This is a genomic window from Streptomyces racemochromogenes, assembly GCF_044129415.1.
Classification (GTDB): domain Bacteria; phylum Actinomycetota; class Actinomycetes; order Streptomycetales; family Streptomycetaceae; genus Streptomyces; species Streptomyces racemochromogenes_A.
This window is the reverse complement of sequence record NZ_JBBDHD010000135.1, coordinates 1-17,347: the sequence shown is the minus strand read 5'-3', so window position 1 is coordinate 17,347 and position 17,347 is coordinate 1. Positions and strand designations below refer to the sequence as shown.

Below are 17,347 nucleotides of genomic sequence, written 5' to 3'. Positions count from 1 at the left end.
TTTAAAACAGCCCGCCCCGGGGGCCCCGCCACCCGCGGTTTTGGCGGGCCCCCCCCCCCGGGGGGCACACGGAGGGGCCCGCGACGCGGACGTCGCGGGCCCTTCCGTGTGTGCGCGGCAGGCGTCAGCCTTCGCCGCGGCGCAGGCTCGGCTTCAGGTCCTTGAAGCGGGCCAGCAGGCCGTTGACGAACGCCGGCGAGTCGTCCGTGGAGAACTCCTTCGCCAGCTGCACCGCCTCGTCGATCGCCACGGCGTCGGGGGTCTCGTCGACCCAGATCAGCTCGTAGGCGCCCAGCCGCAGGATGTTCCGGTCGGCGACCGGCATTCGGTCGAGCTCCCAGTCCACGGCGTAGGTGACGATCAGGTCGTCGATGCGGTTCACCTTCTCGGCGTACCCCTCGACGAGGTCCATCGTGAAGGCGTTGACCGGCGGCTGCCGGACGTCCGCGTTCGCGTGGCGGATCCAGTCCGCGAGGACCTCGCGCACGGGAACGCCGCGCTGGTCGGCCTCGAAGAGGATCTGGAAGGCGCGCTTGCGCGCGTTGCTCCGGGCAGCCACGGTTAGCTGTTCACCCGGCCGAGGTAGGCGCTGGTGCGGGTGTCGACCTTGATCTTCTCGCCGGTGGTGACGAAGAGCGGGACCTGGATCTCGTGGCCGGTCTCCAGCTTGGCGGGCTTGGTGCCGCCGGTGGAGCGGTCGCCCTGGACGCCCGGGTCGGTGTGCTCGATGGTCAGCTCGACGGCGGCCGGGAGCTCGACGTAGAGCACCTCGCCCTCGTGCTGCGCGACAGAGGCGGTGAAGCCCTCGATGAGGAAGTTGGCGGCGTCGCCGACGGCCTTGCGGTCGACCATCAGCTGGTCGTAGGTCTGCATGTCCATGAAGACGAAGTAGTCGCCGTCCATGTACGAGAACTGCATGTCACGGCGGTCGATCGTGGCGGTGTCGACCTTCGTGCCGGCGTTGAAGGTCTTGTCGACGACCTTGCCGGAGAGCACGTGCTTGAGCTTGGTGCGCACGAAGGCCGGGCCCTTGCCGGGCTTGACGTGCTGGAACTCGACGACGGACCAGAGCTGGTCACCGTCGAGCTTGAGCACCATGCCGTTCTTGAGGTCGTTCGTGGAAGCCACGGTTGCGGAATCTCCTGCACTGGAAGACCGGGGAGGCGCACACGGCCCGCACAGCGGACTACAGTGCGAGCAGCTCCTTGGTCGTAATGGTGAGTAGCTCGGGACCGCCGTCCGCCTCGGGGCGCACGACGAGCGTGTCATCGATCCGGACACCTCCCCGGCCGGGGAGGTGAACCCCCGGTTCGACGGTGACCGGCACGCAAGCGTCCAGTTTACCCATTGCCGTAGGTGCAAGCTGCGGGTCCTCGTCGATTTCGAGGCCGACCCCGTGTCCCATGCACCCGGCGAGGGCCTCGCCGTGCCCCGCCGAGTCCAGGACGGACCGGGCCGCGTGGTCCACGTCGCGGTACGCCGCCCCCGGCACCAGCGCCTCCCGGCCGGCCCGCTGGGCGGCGAAGACGAGGTCGTACAGCTCGATCTGCCAGTCGGCGGGAGTGGTGCCGATCACGAAGGTGCGGCCGATCTCGCAGCGGTAGCCCCGGTAGTTGGCGCCGAGGCAGACGGACAGGAAGTCGCCCTCCTCCACCCGCCGGTCCGAGGGCCGGTGCCGGGAGCGGCCGGAGTGCGGTCCGGTGCCGACGGAGGTCGGGAAGGCCGGGCCGTCCGCTCCGTGGTCGACGAGCCTGCGCTCCAGCTCCAGGGCCAGATGGCGTTCGGTGCGCCCGACCAGGATGGACTCCAGCAGCTCGCCGAGGGCCTGGTCGGCGATCTCGGCGGCGATGCGCAGGCAGGCGATCTCCTCTTCGTCCTTGACCAGCCGCTGCTGCTCCACGGCGGTGCCCAGGTCGGCCAGCCGCAACCGGGGCGCGACGGAGCTCACGGCGCGGTGCCGGGCGACGGTGAGGTGGTGCTCCTCGACGGCGAGGAAGTCCGCCCGCGCGGCGGCTGCCCGGTCCGCCGCGGCCACGGCCGGATCGGCCCCGGGGCCGCTCAGCAGGCTGACCTTCAGCCGCTCGTCCAGCCGGCCCTCGTCGGCCTCGCCGGTGGGGGCGCCGGCGCAGAACAGTTCGTCGTCGGCGGGCCCGACCAGCAGGACGGCGCCCAGCGGGGACGCCCCGGCGAGGTAGCGGACGTTCGCCGGACGCGTGATCAGAGCGGCGGAGTTGCCCGCGGCGCCGCAGCGCTCGCGGAGCAGGCCCCTGCGGGCCGCGTACACGTCGGACATGTCTTCGAGCCTACGAGCGCCCCGCGCATCCGGCCTGGCGAGCGCGTCCGGACGGGCCCTCCCCCGGGCCCCCCTCCCCGCTACCAGCGCGGCGGGCTCGCCAGCGCCCGGGCGAGGGCGTCGTCCAGGGCGCGCGCGGTGCCTTCCACGTCGAGGTGGGAGTTGTCGATGATCGGCAGGCCGGAGCCGTACCAGCCGGCCATCCGGCCGTGGATGCGGGCGACTTCCTCGTCGGACAGGCGCCGGTTGCCGGAGCGGGCGGCGTTGCGGTCCAGGACGATCTCCAGGCCGGGGAGCAGGACGACCGGGAGGAGGGCGGGCCCCACGTGGCGCTTCCAGCCACCGAGCCCGACGACGGGCCGGTCGGGGAAGACGGCGTCGTCGAGGATGCAGGAGATGCCGTTCGCCAGGAAGTTGCGGGCGGCGAAGCCGCAGGTGCGGCGGGCGAGGCGGTACTGGGCCTCGGAGTGGTCGTTCCATCCGGCCTGCGGGTCCGCGAAGCCCGAGCGGACCCATTCGCGGACGTCGTCGAGGCTGATGTGCGCGGTCGGCACCGGGCGGGTCTGCGCCCAGTGCCGGGCCACGGTGGTCTTGCCGGCACCCGCCGGGCCGATGAGCAGGACGGCGAGCACGGCGCCGCCCGTCCCCCCGGCGGGAGGAGCGGGCGGGGCGGGAACGGCGGGGGGCAGCGGAATGTGCCCGGTCCCCTCGGGCACCGGGGGCCCCTGCCAGCCCTGCGCAGGGGGTATCGGCGGTGGCGGGGGCGCCGCCGGGTGCTGTCCCGGCGGACCCCAGCCCCCCACTCCGTGCTGCATCCTCGCCACTCCGTCTCGTTCAGGCGACTGATGCGAGAACGTTATCTCAGCCCGTGACCTCTTCGGCCAGCGCGCGCAGCGCCAGCCGGTAGGAGCCCAGGCCGAAGCCCGCGACGGTGCCGGTGGCCACGGCCGCGATGACCGAGGTGTGCCGGAACTCCTCCCGGGCGTACGGGTTGGAGATGTGCACCTCGATCAGCGGGGCGGTGCGCTGCGCGGCCGCGTCCCGCATGGCGTACGAGTAGTGCGTGAAGGCGCCCGGGTTGATCACGACCGGGATCTTCCCGTCCGCCGCCTCGTGCAGCCAGCGCACGAGCTCGCCCTCGTCGTTGGTCTCGCGGACCTCGACGTCGAAGCCGAGTTCGGCGCCCAGGGTGCGGCAGCTCTCGACCAGGCCGGCGTACGAGGTGGCCCCGTAGACGTCGGGCTCGCGGGAGCCGAGCCGGCCCAGGTTCGGGCCGTTCAGCACCAGGACGGGGCGGCTCACGCCGACACCTCGCCGTACGCGGCGATCAGGTGGGCCGGGTCGGGGCCCTCCAGGACGGTCGGCTTGGCGAGCCCGTCGAGCACGACGAAGCGCAGCAGGCTGCCGCGGGACTTCTTGTCGACCTGCATGGTCTGGAGCAGCTTGGGCCACTGGTCGCCGCGGTAGGTCAACGGCAGGCCGACGGAGGCGAGGACCTCACGGTGCCGGTCGGCCGTGGCGTCGTCCAGCCGGCCGGCGAGGCGGCCGAGCTCGGCGGCGAAGACCATGCCGACGGAGACCGCCGCGCCGTGGCGCCACTTGTAGCGCTCGTTCTTCTCGATGGCGTGCGCGAGGGTGTGGCCGTAGTTGAGGACCTCCCGCAGGCCCGACTCCTTGAGGTCGCCGGAGACCACCTCGGCCTTGACGCGGATGGAGCGGACGATCAGCTCGGCGGTGTGCGGGCCGTCGGGGGTGCGCGCGCCCTGCGGGTCCGCCTCGATCAGGTCGAGGATCACCGGGTCGGCGATGAAGCCGGCCTTGATGACCTCGGCGAGGCCGCTGACGTAGTCGTGGACGGGCAGCGACTCCAGCGCCGCGAGGTCGCAGAGCACGCCGGCCGGCGGGTGGAAGGCGCCGACGAGGTTCTTGCCCTCGGCGGTGTTGATGCCGGTCTTGCCGCCGACGGCCGCGTCCACCATCGCGAGGACGGTGGTGGGGACCGCGATCCAGCGCACCCCGCGCAGCCAGCTGGCGGCGACGAAGCCCGCCAGGTCGGTGGTGGCGCCGCCGCCCACGCCGACGATCACGTCGGTGCGGGTGAAGTTGGACTGGCCGAGCGCCTTCCAGCAGTAGGCCGCCACCTCGACGGTCTTGGCCTCCTCCGCGTTGGGCACCTGGATGGCGATGGCCTCGTAGCCCTGCTCGGCCAGGTCCGCGCGCAGCGCCTCGCCGGTCTCGGCGAGGGCCTCGGGGTGGATCACGGCGACCCGCTGGGCGCGGGTGCCGATGAGGCCGCCCAGCTCGCCGAGCAGCTGCCGGCCGACCAGCACGTCGTACGCCTCGTACCCGGCGCTGGCGCCGACCTGGATGCGCGTCACCTGGTCTGTCATACGTCCTTCAACTCCAGTGCGTCGAGGACCGCCTGGGCGACCTCTTCGGGGGTGCGCTCGTCCGTGGCCACCACGACGCGCGCGACTTCGGTGTACAGGTGCCGCCGGGCCTCCATCAGCTCGCGCCACTGCCGGCGCGGGTTGACGGCCAGCAGCGGGCGGGCCGCGCCGAGGCCGACGCGGCGCACGGCCTCCTCGACGTCCATCGACAGGTAGGCGACGGGCAGCCCGGCCAGCAGGGCCCGGGTGTCCGCGTCGAGGACGGCGCCGCCGCCGAGGGCGAGGACCCCCGTGTGCCCGGCGACGGCGGCGGCGACCGCCTGCCGCTCCAGCTCACGGAAGTAGGGCTCGCCCTCGTCGACGAAGATGTCGGAGATCTCGCGGCCCTGGGCCGCGACGATGTCGGCGTCCGTGTCCCGGTAGGAGACGCCGAGCCGCTCGGCGAGCAGCGCTCCCACCGTGGACTTGCCGCACCCCATGGGGCCGACGAGGACGACGAGCGGTCCGCCGGTCACCGGATCTGCAGGTTGTCGAGGTAGGACCGCACGTTGCGGCGGGTCTCGGCGACGGAGTCGCCGCCGAACTTCTCGACGACCGCGTCGGCCAGGACGAGCGCGACCATGGCCTCGGCGACGATGCCGGCGGCGGGCACGGCGCAGACGTCGGAGCGCTGGTGGTGCGCGGCGGCGGCCTCGCCGGTGGCCACGTCGATGGTGGCGAGGGCGCGCGGCACGGTCGCGATGGGCTTCATCGCGGCGCGGACGCGCAGCAGCTCACCGGTGGTCAGGCCGCCCTCGGTACCGCCGGAGCGGCCGGAGGTGCGCTTGATGCCCTCGGGAGTGGAGACGATCTCGTCGTGCGCCTGGGAGCCGGGCACGCGGGCCAGCTCGAAGCCGTCGCCGACCTCGACGCCCTTGATGGCCTGGATGCCCATGAGCGCCGCGGCGAGGCGGGCGTCGAGGCGGCGGTCCCAGTGGACGTGGGAGCCGAGGCCGACGGGCACGCCGTAGGCGAGGACCTCGACGACGCCGCCGAGGGTGTCGCCGTCCTTGTGGGCCTGGTCGATCTCCGCGACCATCGCCTTCGACGCGTCGGCGTCGAGGCAGCGCACCGGGTCGGCGTCGAGCTTCTCGACGTCGGCGGGGGTCGGGTACACGCCGTAGGGGGCCTTGGCCGAGGCCAGTTCCACCACGTGCGAGACGATCTCGATGCCGGCGGCCTCCTTCAGGAAGGACCGGGCGACGGCGCCGAGGGCCACGCGGGCGGCCGTCTCGCGGGCGCTGGCGCGCTCCAGGATCGGGCGGGCCTCGTCGAAGCCGTACTTCTGCATGCCGGCGAGGTCGGCGTGGCCGGGCCGCGGACGGGTGAGCGGCGCGTTGCGGCCGGTCTCCTTCAGCAGCGCGGGGTCGACCGGGTCGGCCGACATGACCGTCTCCCACTTGGGCCATTCGGTGTTGCCGACCATGACGGCCACCGGGGAGCCCAGCGACAGGCCGTGGCGGACGCCGCCGAGGAAGGTGACCTCGTCCTGCTCGAACTTCATCCGGGCACCGCGTCCATAGCCGAGCCGGCGCCGGGCCAGGTGGTCGGCCACCAGCTCGGTGGTCACCGGGACGCCGGCGGGAAGGCCCTCCAGCGTCGCCACCAGGGCCGGTCCGTGCGACTCTCCTGCGGTCAGCCAACGCAACCTGCTCAACGATGCTCCTCATGCTCGCGTCCGGCACTGCCACGGCGGGTCCGGTGCGCGGGACCGGTACCGCCGGTACCCGAATCCTCCCACGTCCCGGGGGGTCCCCCGTGATCCGGTCCAGCTATCGGACGGCCGTCCCACGCCGGCGCCACCACCGGCGGCCCTCCAGGACGAGGACGACGGCCACGAGCCCGCCGATGATCCACTTCGCCCAGGCGGGCAGGCCGCCGAGCAGGGCCCGGACGAAGACCAGGACGGCGTACCCCGCGTCCCACTTCGACGCCAGTATCTGACCGGCCATGTTCGTACCCATAAGCCCCCCTTGTCCCGGAAATCCCCGGGGGGAAGCCTAACGCGCGGTCAGCGCCCGCTCCCCCGCGGCCCGCATGGCCGCCAGCGGGGCCGGGGTGCGGCCGGTCATCCGCTCGACCTGGAGCACGGCCTGGTGCACGAGCAGGTCGAGGCCTCCGAGCAGGGTGCCGCCGCGTCCGGACCAGGCGGCGGCCAGCGCGGTGGGCCAGGGGTCGTACAGGACGTCGAAGAGGGCGCCCGGGTCCCCGGGGACGGCGGCGGCCAGTTCGTCGGTGGCCCCCGCCGGGGTGGTGGCGATCACCAGCGGGGCACGGAGGGCGTCGGCGGCCCGCGACCAGTCGGCCGTGCGGACGTCCGCGCCGAGCCGCTCGCCCCAGCGGCGCATCTCGTCGGCGCGGGCCTCCGAGCGGACGTATGCGGTGATCTCGCCGGTGCAGACCCGTGCCAAGGCCGCCAGCGCCGAGGAGGCGGTGGCCCCTGCCCCGAGCACCGCGGCGGCGGGCACCTTGTCGACGCCGCGCTCGTGCAGGGCGGCGACGATCCCGGGGATGTCGGTGTTGTCGCCGACGCGGCGGCCGTCCTCGGTGAGGACCAGGGTGTTGACCGCCTCGACAGCGGCGGCGGTGTCGCTTATCTCGTCCAGCAACGGGATGACCGCCCGCTTGAGCGGCATCGTCAGGGAGAAGCCGGCCCACTCGGGGCCCAGGCCCGCCACGAACCCGGGGAGCGCGGCCTCGTCGATCTCGAACCGGTCGTAGGTCCAGTCGTCGAGGCCGAGCTCCCGGTAGGCCGCCCGGTGCAGTACCGGTGAGAGGGAGTGCTCGATGGGAGAACCCAGCACCGCGGCCCGTGTCCGTGACATGTCCTGCTACCCGCCGTTCTTCTTCTGCGCCTGGCGCTCCTGGAACTCCGCGACGAGCTTCAGGTGCTCGTCGTAGGTCTTGGTGAAGGTCGTCTTGTTGCCGTCGACCGACACGAAGAACATCCAGCCGCCGTGATCGGGGTTGAGCGTAGCGGTCAGCGCGTCCAGGCCGGGGTTGTCGATCGGGCCGGGCGGGAGGCCCTTGACGAAGTGGGTGTTGTACGGGTGGTCGAAGGCCTGGGCTTCCTTCAGGTTGAAGTTGATCTCGCTCTGGCCCTTGACGTAGTTGTACGTCGAGTCGAACTGCAGCTTCTGGTTCGTGACGTCGTTGGTCTTCTTGAGGCGGTTGTAGACCACCTCCGCCATCTTGCGGAAGTCGTCGTGGTTCTTGCCCTCGGCGTTGACGAGGCTCGCGACGGTGATGACCTGGAGCGGGTTCTCCAGGTTGAGCTCCTTGGCCTTGGCCTCGACGCCCAGCTCCGCGTACTTGTCGGAGGCGTTCTTGACCATCTGCTTGAGCAGGGACTCGGGGGTGCTGTCCTTCTTGAGGTCGTACCGCATCGGGTACAGGAAGCCTTCGAGCGGGTCCATGACCTTCGGGTTGCTCGCGGCCCAGGCCGGCAGCCCCAGGTTCTTGGACTCGCGCTGGGCGATCTCGCGGGTGGTGCCGTCCGGCTTGCCGAGCTTCTTGTCGATCGCCTTGTAGACGTCGGAGTTGCGCATGCCCTCGGGGACGGTGATGACGGCGAGCTTGCTCGGGTCGATCATCAGGGCGACCGCGGCCGTGCCCGACATCTTCTTCTTCAGCGGGTAGATGCCCGGCTGGATCGACTTGCCCTTGGGGTTGGCGTTCGCGGCGTCCACGAAGGCCTGGGCGCTGGCGACCACGCCGGCTTCCTTGAGGATGCGGCCCATCTGCCCGAGACCCGCGTTCTTGGGGATCTCGACGTCGACGGTCTCGTCCGTGCCCTCGCCCGCGAAGTCCTCGGTCGCGCCGAAGCGGTCCTTCAGGTAGCCGTAGCCGTAGTAGCCGCCACCGCCGACGACGGCGACGACGACCACGGCGGCGACCAGGCAGGCCGTCCCGCTGCGCTTCTTCTGCTTCTTCTTGCCCGCCTTGCCGCCCTTGCCGCGGCCCGCCCGGCGGCCGCCGGCCACCGGCTCCTCACCGTCGTCGTCCGCGCCGCCGCCCGCGGGCGGGAGGGACTCCTCCTCCGGCTCCTCCTCGGCCGGCTCCGGCTCCAGGTGACGCAGGTTCGGGGGCTGCGGCGGCGGGTAGGCCTCCGACGTCGCGTACAGGTCGGGAGCCTCGCCGGGGTAGGCCCCGGCGGACTGCTGGGCGTACGGGTCGGCGCCCGCGTAGGGGTCGGTCTGGACGGCGGCCATGTACTGCTGTTCGTGGCCCCCGTCCCAGGCCTGGCCCTGGCCCTGGCCCTCGTACAGCGGCTGCTGCTGGAGCTGCTGCGGCGCGGTGGCCTGGGCGTGCTGCGCCGCGTACGCCTGCTGCTCGGCGTACTGCGGCTGCTGCGGGTACTGCGCCGGGTATTCCTGCTGGTACTGGGCCTGCTGGTACTGCAGGTCCGGGTGCTGCGGCTCCAGGGGGTGCTGGTACTGCTGCTGCGGGTCACCGCCGTAGGGAACCTGCCCCTGCTGCGTCTGGTGCGCGGTCCACCCCTGGTCCCCGTAGAGGGGGTCCTGGGGGTTCCACGGTTCGGAGCCGTGGCCCCGGCCATAGTCAGTCATCGGTCCCCTAGAGCCGCGAGACGTGGTCCGCGGCTCATGTCGGCCGCGGCACCCGGTTCCGCCTCTTGAGTGGTGGGCGACGGCTGTTCGAATGCCGTCTCATCGCGCGGAACGTTACCGTATCGCGATCAGACAACCACTTCGACGCACTCACCAGGCGGATTACCTGATACCCGTTCGGTCTCAAGAGCGTTCTGGAGGATGACCACAGCGGCGGCCTGGTCGATGACCGACCTGCCCTTCTTCGCGTTCCGGCCGGAGGCGCGCAGGCCCTGCGCGGCGGTGACCGTGGTCATCCGCTCGTCCACCAGGCGGACCGTCACCGGCTTGATCCCCTTGGCGAGTTCGTTCGCGAAGGCGCGCACCTTGGCCGCGGCCGGCCCCTCCCGCCCGCTGAGCGAGCGGGGGAGGCCGACGACGACTTCGAGGGGCTCGTACTCCTCGACGAGCTGCCGCAGCCGCCGGTGGGCGGCCGGGACGTCCCGGCCCGGGACGGTCTCCACCGGCGTGGCCAGCACCCCGTCGGGGTCGCACGAGGCGACCCCGATCCGGGCGTCTCCGACATCGATGGCCAGGCGGCGGCCGCGGCGCAGGCTCATCGTCAGGCCGTCTCGACGACGAGGCGTTCGACCGCGGCGATGGCCTCGGGCACGGCGCCCGGGTTCTGGCCGCCGCCCTGGGCCACGTCCGGCTTGCCGCCACCGCCGCCGCCGAGGGTCTTGGCGGCGGTGCGGACCAGGTCGCCGGCCTTGAGGCCGCGCTCGCGGGCGGCGTCGTTGGTGGCGACGACGGTCAGCGGGCGGTCGTTCGCCACGGTGAACAGTGCGACGACGGCCGGACGGTCGCCGGGGATGCGACCGCGGACGTCCAGGACCAGCTTGCGCAGGTCGTCGGCGCCCGTGCCGTCCGGCACCTGGCCGACGACGAGGGCGACGCCGCGGATGTCCTGGGCGCCGGCGGCGAGGCCGGCGGCGGCCTGGAGGACCTTCTCCGCGCGGAACTTCTCGATCTCCTTCTCGGCGTCCTTCAGCTTGCCGAGCATGGAGGCGATCTTCTCCGGCAGCTCCTCCGGACGGCCCTTGACCAGCTCCTGGAGCTGGGCGACGACCGTGTGCTCCTTGGCGAGGAAGTTGTACGCGTCCACGCCGACGAGGGCCTCGACGCGGCGCACGCCGGAGCCGATGGAGGACTCGCCGAGCAGCTTCACCAGACCCAGCTGGGCGGTGTTGCCGACGTGGGTGCCGCCGCACAGCTCCTTGGAGAAGTCGCCGATGGTCACGACGCGGACCCGCTCGCCGTACTTCTCGCCGAACTCGGCGATGGCGCCCTGCTTCTTCGCCTCGTCGATGCTCATGATCTCGGCGGTGACGTCGAGCTCGCGGGAGAGCACGTCGTTGATCTTCTGCTCCACGTCGGTGAGCACCGTGCCGGGGACGGCGTTCGGCGAGCCGAAGTCGAAGCGGAAGCGGCCGGGGCTGTTCTCGGAGCCGGCCTGGGCGGCCGTCGGGCCGAGGGCGTCGCGCAGCGCCTGGTGGGTCAGGTGGGTGGCCGAGTGGGCGCGGGCGATGGCGCGGCGGCGCTTGACGTCGATCGCGGCGTACGCGGAGGCCCCGACCGTGACCTCGCCGACCTGGACGGACCCCTTGTGGACGGAGACGCCCGGGACAGGCTGCTGCACGTCGCGGACCTCGATGACGGCACCGGTGTCGAGCTTGATGCGGCCCTGGTCGGCGAGCTGGCCGCCGCCCTCGGCGTAGAAGGGGGTGCGGTCGAGGACGACCTCGACCTCGTCGCCCTCGGAGGCGGCGGGCGCGGAGACGCCGTTGACCAGGAGGCCGACGATGGTGGCCTCGCCCTGGTTGGTGGCGTAGCCGGTGAACTCGGTGGCGCCGGAGCCGTCGGCGATCTCGCGGTAGGCGGAGACGTCGGCGTGGCCGGTCTTCTTGGCCTTGGCGTCGGCCTTGGCGCGGTCGCGCTGCTCCTGCATCAGGCGGCGGAAGCCGGCCTCGTCCACGGAGAGGCCCTGTTCGGCGGCCATCTCCAGGGTGAGGTCGATCGGGAAGCCCCAGGTGTCGTGGAGCAGGAACGCCTTGTCGCCGGAGAGGACCGTGCCGCCGGCGGCCTTGGTCTCGGTCACGGCGGTGTCGAGGATGTTGGTGCCGCCCTTGATGGCCTTGAGGAAGGCGGCTTCCTCGGCGATGGCGACGGTCTCGATGCGCTTGCGGTCGGTGACGAGCTCCGGGTACTGCTGCCCCATCGTCTCGATGACCACGTCGATCAGGTCCCGGACGACCGGGCCCGTGGCGCCCATGAGGCGCATGTTGCGGATGGCGCGGCGCATGATGCGGCGCAGCACGTAGCCGCGACCCTCGTTGCCGGGGGTGACGCCGTCGCCGATGAGCATAGTGGAGGTGCGGATGTGGTCGGCGACCACACGCAGGGAGACGTCCGAGTGCTCGGCGGCGCCGTAGGCGACCCCGGTCAGCTCGGTGGCCTTGTCCATGACCACGCGCAGGGTGTCGGTCTCGTACATGTTCCGCACGCCCTGCAGGATCATCGCGAGGCGTTCGAGGCCGAGGCCGGTGTCGATGTTCTTCGACGGGAGGTCGCCGAGGATCGGGAAGTCCTCCTTGCCGTCGCCGGCGCCCCGCTCGTACTGCATGAAGACGAGGTTCCAGATCTCCACGTACCGCTCGTCGTTGACGGCCGGGCCGCCCTCGACGCCGAACTCGGGGCCGCGGTCGTAGTTGATCTCGGAACAGGGGCCGCAGGGGCCCGGGACGCCCATGGACCAGAAGTTGTCCTTCTTGCCCAGGCGCTGGATGCGCTCGGCCGGGACGCCGATCTTGTCCCGCCAGATGGCCTCGGCCTCGTCGTCGTCGAGGTAGACCGTGATCCAGAGCTTCTCAGGCTCCAGGCCGTAGCCGCCGTCCGCCACGGAGCTGGTCAGCAGCTCCCAGGCGTACTTGATGGCGCCTTCCTTGAAGTAGTCGCCGAAGGAGAAGTTGCCGCACATCTGGAAGAACGTGCCGTGGCGGGTGGTCTTGCCGACCTCTTCGATGTCCGGGGTGCGGACGCACTTCTGCACGCTGGTGAGCGTGGGCGCCGGGGGCTTGGTCTCGCCCAGGAAGTAGGGCTTGAACGGGACCATGCCGGCGGGGACCAGCAGCAGAGTCGGGTCGTCCGCGATGAGCGACGCCGAAGGGACAACGGTGTGACCGCGCTCCTCGAAGAAGCTCAGCCAGCGGCGGCGGATTTCAGCCGACTCCATCAGTGGTCCTCATTCCGGTTGTACGTAACCGCCGAGTGGTTCGGTCGGTGGATGGTCGTGTCGTGTCCGATGGCCCGCAGCCGCCGCGGCCCGGGGAGGGCGGTGACGTTGTCGGGCCGGTCGGGGTCCTGGGTCAGGCCCAGTGCGTCGTTCAGCTCGTCCTCGCGCTGCGTCATTCCCGCCTTGACGTCGAGGGCGAAGTCCTTGAGGCGGTGGCCCGCCTCGACGGCCTTGTCGGCCGCCTGGGCCGCGAGGCTCTCCGGCGTCAGCTTCTTCAGCTGGCGGTTGACCTTGGTGGTGGCCCAGACGCCGGCGGCGGCGCCGGCGGTGAACCAGAAGGCTCGGCGGAACATCGGAGGTCTCAGCCCTTCTGCTTGCGGCGCCGCGGATCCGGCACCGTACGGCCGACGATCACGGTGCGCCGGGGGGTGCGCTCGGTTTCCGTGCCGGTCCTGCCCATGGCCTTGCGCACCCCGTAGCCGAAGGCCGCGACCTTGACGAGCGGGCCGCCGAAGGTGGAGGCGACGGTGGAGGACAGCGCGGAGGCGTTGGAGGTGACCTCCTGGACGTCGCTCGCGATGGCGTCGACCCGGTCGAGCTGGGTGCGCGCGGAGCGGACCGTCGTCGAGGCGTCCGCCAGCAGCGGGACGGCCTGCTCGGTGACCTCGGCCACGAGCTTGGTGGTGGCCCTGAGCACCTGGGCGAGCCTGGCCAGCGCCACTGCGAGGAAGGAGACCAGGATGGCCCAGAAGACGGCCACGATGATCCCGGCCACCTCTCCACCGGACACGTTGCACCGCTTCCTGAATCTGGAAACCCGACGGGTTAAGTCTGCTGGATGAAGCTGCTCCGACCCTATCGCGCCGGAGATCCGCCGCAGAACCGGATTCCAGTGCGGCTCCCCCGGATACGGCGAAGCCCGCCGCCCCCGGAGGGGACGGCGGGCCGGACCAGCCTGTGAGTGGCTACGGCCGCTGGATCAGCGGGCGTAGTACTCGACGACGAGCTGCTCGTCGCAGATGACCGGGATCTCCTTGCGGTTCGGGTCGCGGTCGAGGCGGAAGGCCAGGGCCTTCAGGTTGACCTGCAGGTAGCGCGGGGTCTCACCCTCACCGGCGTAGCCACCCTCGCGGGCGACCTGGAAGGGGTGCTTCTCGCGGCTGCGCTCGCGAACCGTGATGACGTCGTCGGGACGCACGCGGAACGACGGCTTGTCGACCTTGCCGCCGTTGACCTCGATGTGGCCGTGGACGACCATCTGGCGGGCCTGGTAGATGGTGCGGGCGATGCCGGCACGCAGGACCAGGGCGTCCAGACGACGCTCAAGCTCGACGACCAGCGCCTCGCCCGTCTTGCCCTCGGCCTTCTTCGCGCGGTCGTACGCGCGGGCCATCTGGCGCTCGGAGATGTCGTACTGGGCGCGCAGACGCTGCTTCTCCAGCAGACGGACCTTGTAGTCCGAGTTCTGCTTGCGGCCACGGCCGTGCTCGCCCGGCGGGTAGGGGCGGGCCTCGAAGTACTTGACGGCCTTCGGCGTCAGGGCGATGCCGAGGGCACGGGACTTCTTGACCTTGGGTCGCTTCTGGTTCACGTGGAACCTACCTCCATGTAAGTTAGGTGAGGCTTACCTTAGCGAGGAGGACGTAATGTCTCGACCACATGGGATCCCCCTGCCCAGTGCGCGCCGCAGTTCGGGTTCCAACGAAACGGAATCCGCTTTCGACGACGATAAGCAAGGTCAGCCGCGTCCCAGGGAAGGCGTTCGGCAGCTCACCGGAGCCGAACGCGTACGAACCCTCGTAGAGTCCAACGCCTCAGTATCCCTCACGCTGCCGGGTGCTCGTGACCAGGGAGAGTGGGGGACAGGGGGGCCGGCCGCTCGGACCGTCACCCCGGACGGGGACGTGATTCTCCTGGTGCCAGGGGAATCCGCGGCGGCCAGGGCCGCCGCTCACGCCCAGGACGACGACCTCCCCGCCGTGATCGAGATCACGGACGTGGCGCCGGTGTCCGTCCCCCATCGTATACGGGGCCGCGCCCGGCTCGCCGGATGGCTGACCCCGGTGGGCGGGGACGACCGCGCGGTGTGCGCGGCGCTGATCGCCGAGCGCCACGCGGCGGGCGGCCTGCTCGGGCCGGCGCAGCCCCCCAACCTCGACGCCCCCTCCACCGGCCGTCCGGCCTGGACGCTGCTGCGCCTGGAGGTCGGCGAGGCCCGGGTCGACGACCTGTGGGGCGCCGAGCGGGTGGACCCCGAGGAGCTGGCGGCGGCCGAGCCGGACCCGATGACGGTCCACGAGGCGGAGCTCCTCCAGCACCTGGCCTCCGTCCACCCCGAGCGCCTGGCGGGCCTGTGCGGGCTGCTGGGCTCCCGGGAGGCGGCCGGGCTGACCCCGGTCCCGCTGGCCCTGGACCGGCTCGGGCTGCGCGTCCGCTTCACCCGCGGGCCCGGGCTGGCCGCCTTCGACGCCCGCTTCGACTTCCCCGAGCCGGTGGCGGACGTGTGCGGCCTGCGCCGCGCGATGCGCTCGCTGTTCGCCGCGGCCGCCCACTGAGGCCGCGCGGGGCGGGCGGCGGCGCCGCGGGCAGGCCCGGTCAGCCCGTGCCGCGGAGGCGCTCGCGGACCTTCTCCACCACGTCCGCGTAGCGGGCTTCCGCCCCGTACCGCGTCGGCTCGTAGTACCGCTTGCCGTGGATCTCGTCCGGCGCGTACTGCTGCGCGGCGATCGCGCCCGGCACGTCGTGCGGGTACACGTAGCCCACGGCGTGCCCGAGCTTGGCCGCGCCCTTGTAGTGCCCGTCCCGCAGGTGTGACGGAACGGCCCCGGCCAGTCCCGCCCGGACGTCCGCCAGCGCCGCGCCGATCGCCGTCGTGGCGGTGTTGGACTTCGGAGCCAGCGCCAGCGCGATCGTGGCGTGCGACAGGGTCAGCGCGGCCTCCGGGAAGCCGATCATCGCCACCGCCTGGGCCGCCGCCACCGCCAGCGGCAGTGCGGTGGGGTCCGCCAGCCCGATGTCCTCGCTCGCGGAGATCATCAGCCTCCGCGCGATGAACCGCGGGTCCTCGCCGGCCTCGATCATCCGGGCCAGGTAGTGGAGCGCGGCGTCCACGTCGGAGCCGCGGATCGACTTGATCAGGGCGCTGGCCACGTCGTAGTGCTGGTCGCCGTCCCGGTCGTAGCGGACCGCCGCCCGGTCGACGGCCTCCTCCAGCGTCTGGAGGGTGATCTCCGCCTCGCCCTTGGCGATCGCCGATCCGGCCCCCGCCTCCAGCGCGGTCAGCGCCCGGCGGGCGTCACCGCCGGCGATCCGCAGCAGGTGCGCCTCGGCGTCGGCGGGCAGCGAGACCGCGCCCCCCAGCCCCCGCTCCTCCTCCAGGGCCCGCCGCAGCAGCCCGCTCAGGTCGCCGTCGGTCAGCGGCTCCAGCGTCAGCAGCAGCGACCGCGAGAGCAGGGGGGAGATGATCGAGAAGTACGGGTTCTCCGTGGTGGCCGCGATCAGGGTGACCCAGCGGTTCTCCACGGCCGGCAGCAGGGAGTCCTGCTGCGCCTTGCTGAAGCGGTGGATCTCGTCGAGGAAGAGGACGGTCTCCTTGCCGTAGCCGCCGGCGGCCCGCTTGGCGCCCTCGATGACGGCCCGGACCTCCTTGACCCCGGCCGTGATCGCCGACAGTTCGACGAACCGCTTCTGCGTCGCCTGGCTGACCACGTACGCGAGGGTGGTCTTGCCGATCCCCGGCGGGCCCCAGAGGATCACCGACGAGGCTCCGGCCGGTCCCCCGGCCCCCTCCCCCACCAGTCGGCGCAGCGGTGAGCCGGGCTTCAGCAGGTGCTGCTGGCCCACCACCTCGTCCAGGGTGCGCGGGCGCATCCGGACGGCCAGCGGGGAGCTGGCCGGGTCCTTCTCCTGGCGTTCCTCGGCGGCGGCGGTGAAGAGGTCTGGTTCCACACCCCGAGCCTAAGCGAGACCGCTGACAACGCGGTCGGGCCTCAGGAGGTCCAGAAGTCCCACCAGCGGGTCAGGATCAGCATCCCGATGATCCCGATGTGCAGGACCGGCAGGACCCAGGTGAACTCGTCGAGGAAGCCGCGCAGCCAGCCGGGGGCGGGCAGCAGGCCCTGGCTGACGTTGTGCGAGGTGACATACCAGAACATCAGGATCGTGCAGACCCAGACCAGGCAGCACCACAGGCACAGCGCGTTGATGTTGTACAGCGACTGGTACGTCAGCCAGGCGCAGAACCCGACGCCGAAGAGCATGCCGGCGTTCAGGGTGAGCCAGTACCAGCGGGCGAAGCGGGCTCCGGCGAGCAGGCTCATGCCGACGCAGATGACGATGCCGAAGCCGACGAGCCCCATCATCGGGTTCGGGAACCCGAAGGCGGAGGCCTGCTCGCTCTTCATGACGCTGCCGCAGGAGACGACCGGGTTCAGGCTGCAGCCCGGCGTGAAGTCCGGGTCCTCCAGGAGCTTGAACTTGTCGATCGTGATCACCCAGGCGGCGATCAGGGCCGCCGCTCCGGTGATGACGAGCAGCAGGGCCAGCGCCCGGCTGCCGCCGTAGGTCCGCGGAGAGGTCTCCGCGCCAGCGCCCGTCGTCGTCATCCCGCCCGCTCCACATCACACATCGGCAAGGTCATCAAGCTCGGGCCATTGTGCCGTACCGCGGGGGCCGCCTTCCGTTCGATCGGTATAAGGACGGTCGAGAAAGCGGCGGGGGGGGGGGGGGGGGGGGGGGGGGGGGGGGGGGGGGGGGGGGGGGGGGGGGGGGGGGGGGGGGGGGGGGG

General features: G+C 72.0%; 19 protein-coding genes. 1 reads left to right on the top strand and 18 read right to left on the bottom strand.

Features of this window, described 5'->3' with window-relative positions:
- Positions 1-124: 124 nt before the first annotated feature.
- The 16 genes from nusB to rpsD form a co-directional block, all read right to left on the bottom strand.
- Positions 125-559 (bottom strand): transcription antitermination factor NusB, encoded by a 435-nt coding sequence (gene nusB / locus WDV06_RS31500; RefSeq protein ID WP_395513218.1) that lies wholly within the window; start codon positions 557-559, stop codon positions 125-127.
- Between the two features lie 2 nt (positions 560-561).
- On the bottom strand, positions 562-1,128 hold the full coding sequence (gene efp, locus WDV06_RS31495) for an elongation factor P (RefSeq protein ID WP_042813990.1): 567 nt from the start codon (positions 1,126-1,128) through the stop codon (positions 562-564).
- A 58-nt stretch (positions 1,129-1,186) separates the two neighbouring features.
- The gene (locus WDV06_RS31490) at positions 1,187-2,293 is read right to left on the bottom strand and encodes an aminopeptidase P family protein (RefSeq protein WP_395513217.1); all 1,107 of its coding nucleotides are present in this window, start codon (positions 2,291-2,293) and stop codon (positions 1,187-1,189) included.
- Positions 2,294-2,373: 80 nt separating this feature from the next.
- Positions 2,374-3,108 carry an AAA family ATPase gene (locus tag WDV06_RS31485; protein ID WP_395513216.1) on the bottom strand — a complete coding sequence of 245 codons (735 nt, stop codon included), beginning with the start codon at positions 3,106-3,108 and terminating at the stop codon, positions 2,374-2,376.
- A gap of 46 nt (positions 3,109-3,154) precedes the next feature.
- Entirely contained in the window at positions 3,155-3,595 is a 441-nt protein-coding gene (gene aroQ, locus WDV06_RS31480) for a type II 3-dehydroquinate dehydratase (RefSeq protein WP_045947843.1), read from the bottom strand.
- Complete coding sequence (aroB, locus tag WDV06_RS31475; protein ID WP_395513215.1) at positions 3,592-4,683, bottom strand: 3-dehydroquinate synthase; 1,092 nt, start codon at positions 4,681-4,683, stop codon at positions 3,592-3,594. Before aroB ends, aroQ begins: the two co-directional genes overlap by 4 nt.
- Entirely contained in the window at positions 4,680-5,198 is a 519-nt protein-coding gene (locus tag WDV06_RS31470; protein WP_395513214.1) for a shikimate kinase, read from the bottom strand. Before WDV06_RS31470 ends, aroB begins: the two co-directional genes overlap by 4 nt.
- On the bottom strand, positions 5,195-6,379 hold the full coding sequence (gene aroC, locus WDV06_RS31465; protein WP_395513213.1) for a chorismate synthase: 1,185 nt from the start codon (positions 6,377-6,379) through the stop codon (positions 5,195-5,197). The genes WDV06_RS31470 and aroC overlap by 4 nt, the downstream gene beginning before the upstream one ends.
- Positions 6,380-6,494: 115 nt before the next feature.
- The gene (locus tag WDV06_RS31460; protein ID WP_395513212.1) at positions 6,495-6,674 is read right to left on the bottom strand and encodes a hypothetical protein; all 180 of its coding nucleotides are present in this window, start codon (positions 6,672-6,674) and stop codon (positions 6,495-6,497) included.
- Positions 6,675-6,722: 48 nt separating this feature from the next.
- Positions 6,723-7,547: a shikimate dehydrogenase gene (locus WDV06_RS31455; RefSeq protein ID WP_395513211.1), complete on the bottom strand. Its 825-nt coding sequence runs from the start codon at positions 7,545-7,547 to the stop codon at positions 6,723-6,725.
- A 6-nt stretch (positions 7,548-7,553) separates the two neighbouring features.
- Positions 7,554-9,290, bottom strand: a complete 1,737-nt coding sequence (gene mltG / locus WDV06_RS31450) for an endolytic transglycosylase MltG (protein ID WP_395513210.1) — start codon at positions 9,288-9,290, stop codon at positions 7,554-7,556.
- 128 nt (positions 9,291-9,418) lie between these two features.
- Complete coding sequence (gene ruvX / locus WDV06_RS31445; protein WP_079425040.1) at positions 9,419-9,889, bottom strand: Holliday junction resolvase RuvX; 471 nt, start codon at positions 9,887-9,889, stop codon at positions 9,419-9,421.
- A gap of 2 nt (positions 9,890-9,891) precedes the next feature.
- Complete coding sequence (gene alaS, locus WDV06_RS31440; RefSeq protein ID WP_395513209.1) at positions 9,892-12,561, bottom strand: alanine--tRNA ligase; 2,670 nt, start codon at positions 12,559-12,561, stop codon at positions 9,892-9,894.
- Positions 12,561-12,914, bottom strand: coding sequence for a DUF6167 family protein (locus WDV06_RS31435; protein WP_395513208.1), 354 nt, complete (start codon positions 12,912-12,914; stop codon positions 12,561-12,563). Before WDV06_RS31435 ends, alaS begins: the two co-directional genes overlap by 1 nt.
- An 8-nt stretch (positions 12,915-12,922) precedes the next feature.
- On the bottom strand, positions 12,923-13,351 hold the full coding sequence (locus WDV06_RS31430; protein WP_395513207.1) for a DUF948 domain-containing protein: 429 nt from the start codon (positions 13,349-13,351) through the stop codon (positions 12,923-12,925).
- 189 nt (positions 13,352-13,540) lie between these two features.
- Positions 13,541-14,152, bottom strand: a complete 612-nt coding sequence (gene rpsD / locus WDV06_RS31425; protein ID WP_007263048.1) for a 30S ribosomal protein S4 — start codon at positions 14,150-14,152, stop codon at positions 13,541-13,543.
- A 55-nt stretch (positions 14,153-14,207) separates the two neighbouring features.
- Between rpsD and WDV06_RS31420 the strand changes: the two genes are divergently transcribed.
- Positions 14,208-15,116 (top strand): DUF2470 domain-containing protein, encoded by a 909-nt coding sequence (locus WDV06_RS31420; RefSeq protein ID WP_395513206.1) that lies wholly within the window; start codon positions 14,208-14,210, stop codon positions 15,114-15,116.
- A 40-nt stretch (positions 15,117-15,156) separates the two neighbouring features.
- Here WDV06_RS31420 and WDV06_RS31415 read toward each other — a convergent pair whose 3' ends face one another.
- Positions 15,157-16,509: a replication-associated recombination protein A gene (locus WDV06_RS31415; RefSeq protein WP_395513205.1), complete on the bottom strand. Its 1,353-nt coding sequence runs from the start codon at positions 16,507-16,509 to the stop codon at positions 15,157-15,159.
- A 41-nt stretch (positions 16,510-16,550) separates the two neighbouring features.
- Positions 16,551-17,165 carry a vitamin K epoxide reductase family protein gene (locus WDV06_RS31410; RefSeq protein ID WP_395513204.1) on the bottom strand — a complete coding sequence of 205 codons (615 nt, stop codon included), beginning with the start codon at positions 17,163-17,165 and terminating at the stop codon, positions 16,551-16,553.
- Between the last annotated feature and the right edge of the window lie 182 nt (positions 17,166-17,347).

What these genes read in the sequence shown, in the direction of transcription:
- WDV06_RS31485 (WP_395513216.1), bottom strand. Translation starts at nt 3,108, where the DNA reads ATGCAGCACGGAGTGGGGGGCTGGGGTCCGCCGGGACAGCACCCGGCG.
- WDV06_RS31490 (WP_395513217.1), bottom strand. Translation starts at nt 2,293, where the DNA reads ATGTCCGACGTGTACGCGGCCCGCAGGGGCCTGCTCCGCGAGCGCTGC.
- mltG (WP_395513210.1), bottom strand. Translation starts at nt 9,290, where the DNA reads ATGACTGACTATGGCCGGGGCCACGGCTCCGAACCGTGGAACCCCCAG.
- WDV06_RS31435 (WP_395513208.1), bottom strand. Translation starts at nt 12,914, where the DNA reads ATGTTCCGCCGAGCCTTCTGGTTCACCGCCGGCGCCGCCGCCGGCGTC.
- ruvX (WP_079425040.1), bottom strand. Translation starts at nt 9,889, where the DNA reads ATGAGCCTGCGCCGCGGCCGCCGCCTGGCCATCGATGTCGGAGACGCC.
- WDV06_RS31410 (WP_395513204.1), bottom strand. Translation starts at nt 17,165, where the DNA reads ATGACGACGACGGGCGCTGGCGCGGAGACCTCTCCGCGGACCTACGGC.
- WDV06_RS31455 (WP_395513211.1), bottom strand. Translation starts at nt 7,547, where the DNA reads ATGTCACGGACACGGGCCGCGGTGCTGGGTTCTCCCATCGAGCACTCC.
- WDV06_RS31420 (WP_395513206.1), top strand. Translation starts at nt 14,208, where the DNA reads ATGTCTCGACCACATGGGATCCCCCTGCCCAGTGCGCGCCGCAGTTCG.
- aroB (WP_395513215.1), bottom strand. Translation starts at nt 4,683, where the DNA reads ATGACAGACCAGGTGACGCGCATCCAGGTCGGCGCCAGCGCCGGGTAC.
- WDV06_RS31460 (WP_395513212.1), bottom strand. Translation starts at nt 6,674, where the DNA reads ATGGCCGGTCAGATACTGGCGTCGAAGTGGGACGCGGGGTACGCCGTC.
- alaS (WP_395513209.1), bottom strand. Translation starts at nt 12,561, where the DNA reads ATGGAGTCGGCTGAAATCCGCCGCCGCTGGCTGAGCTTCTTCGAGGAG.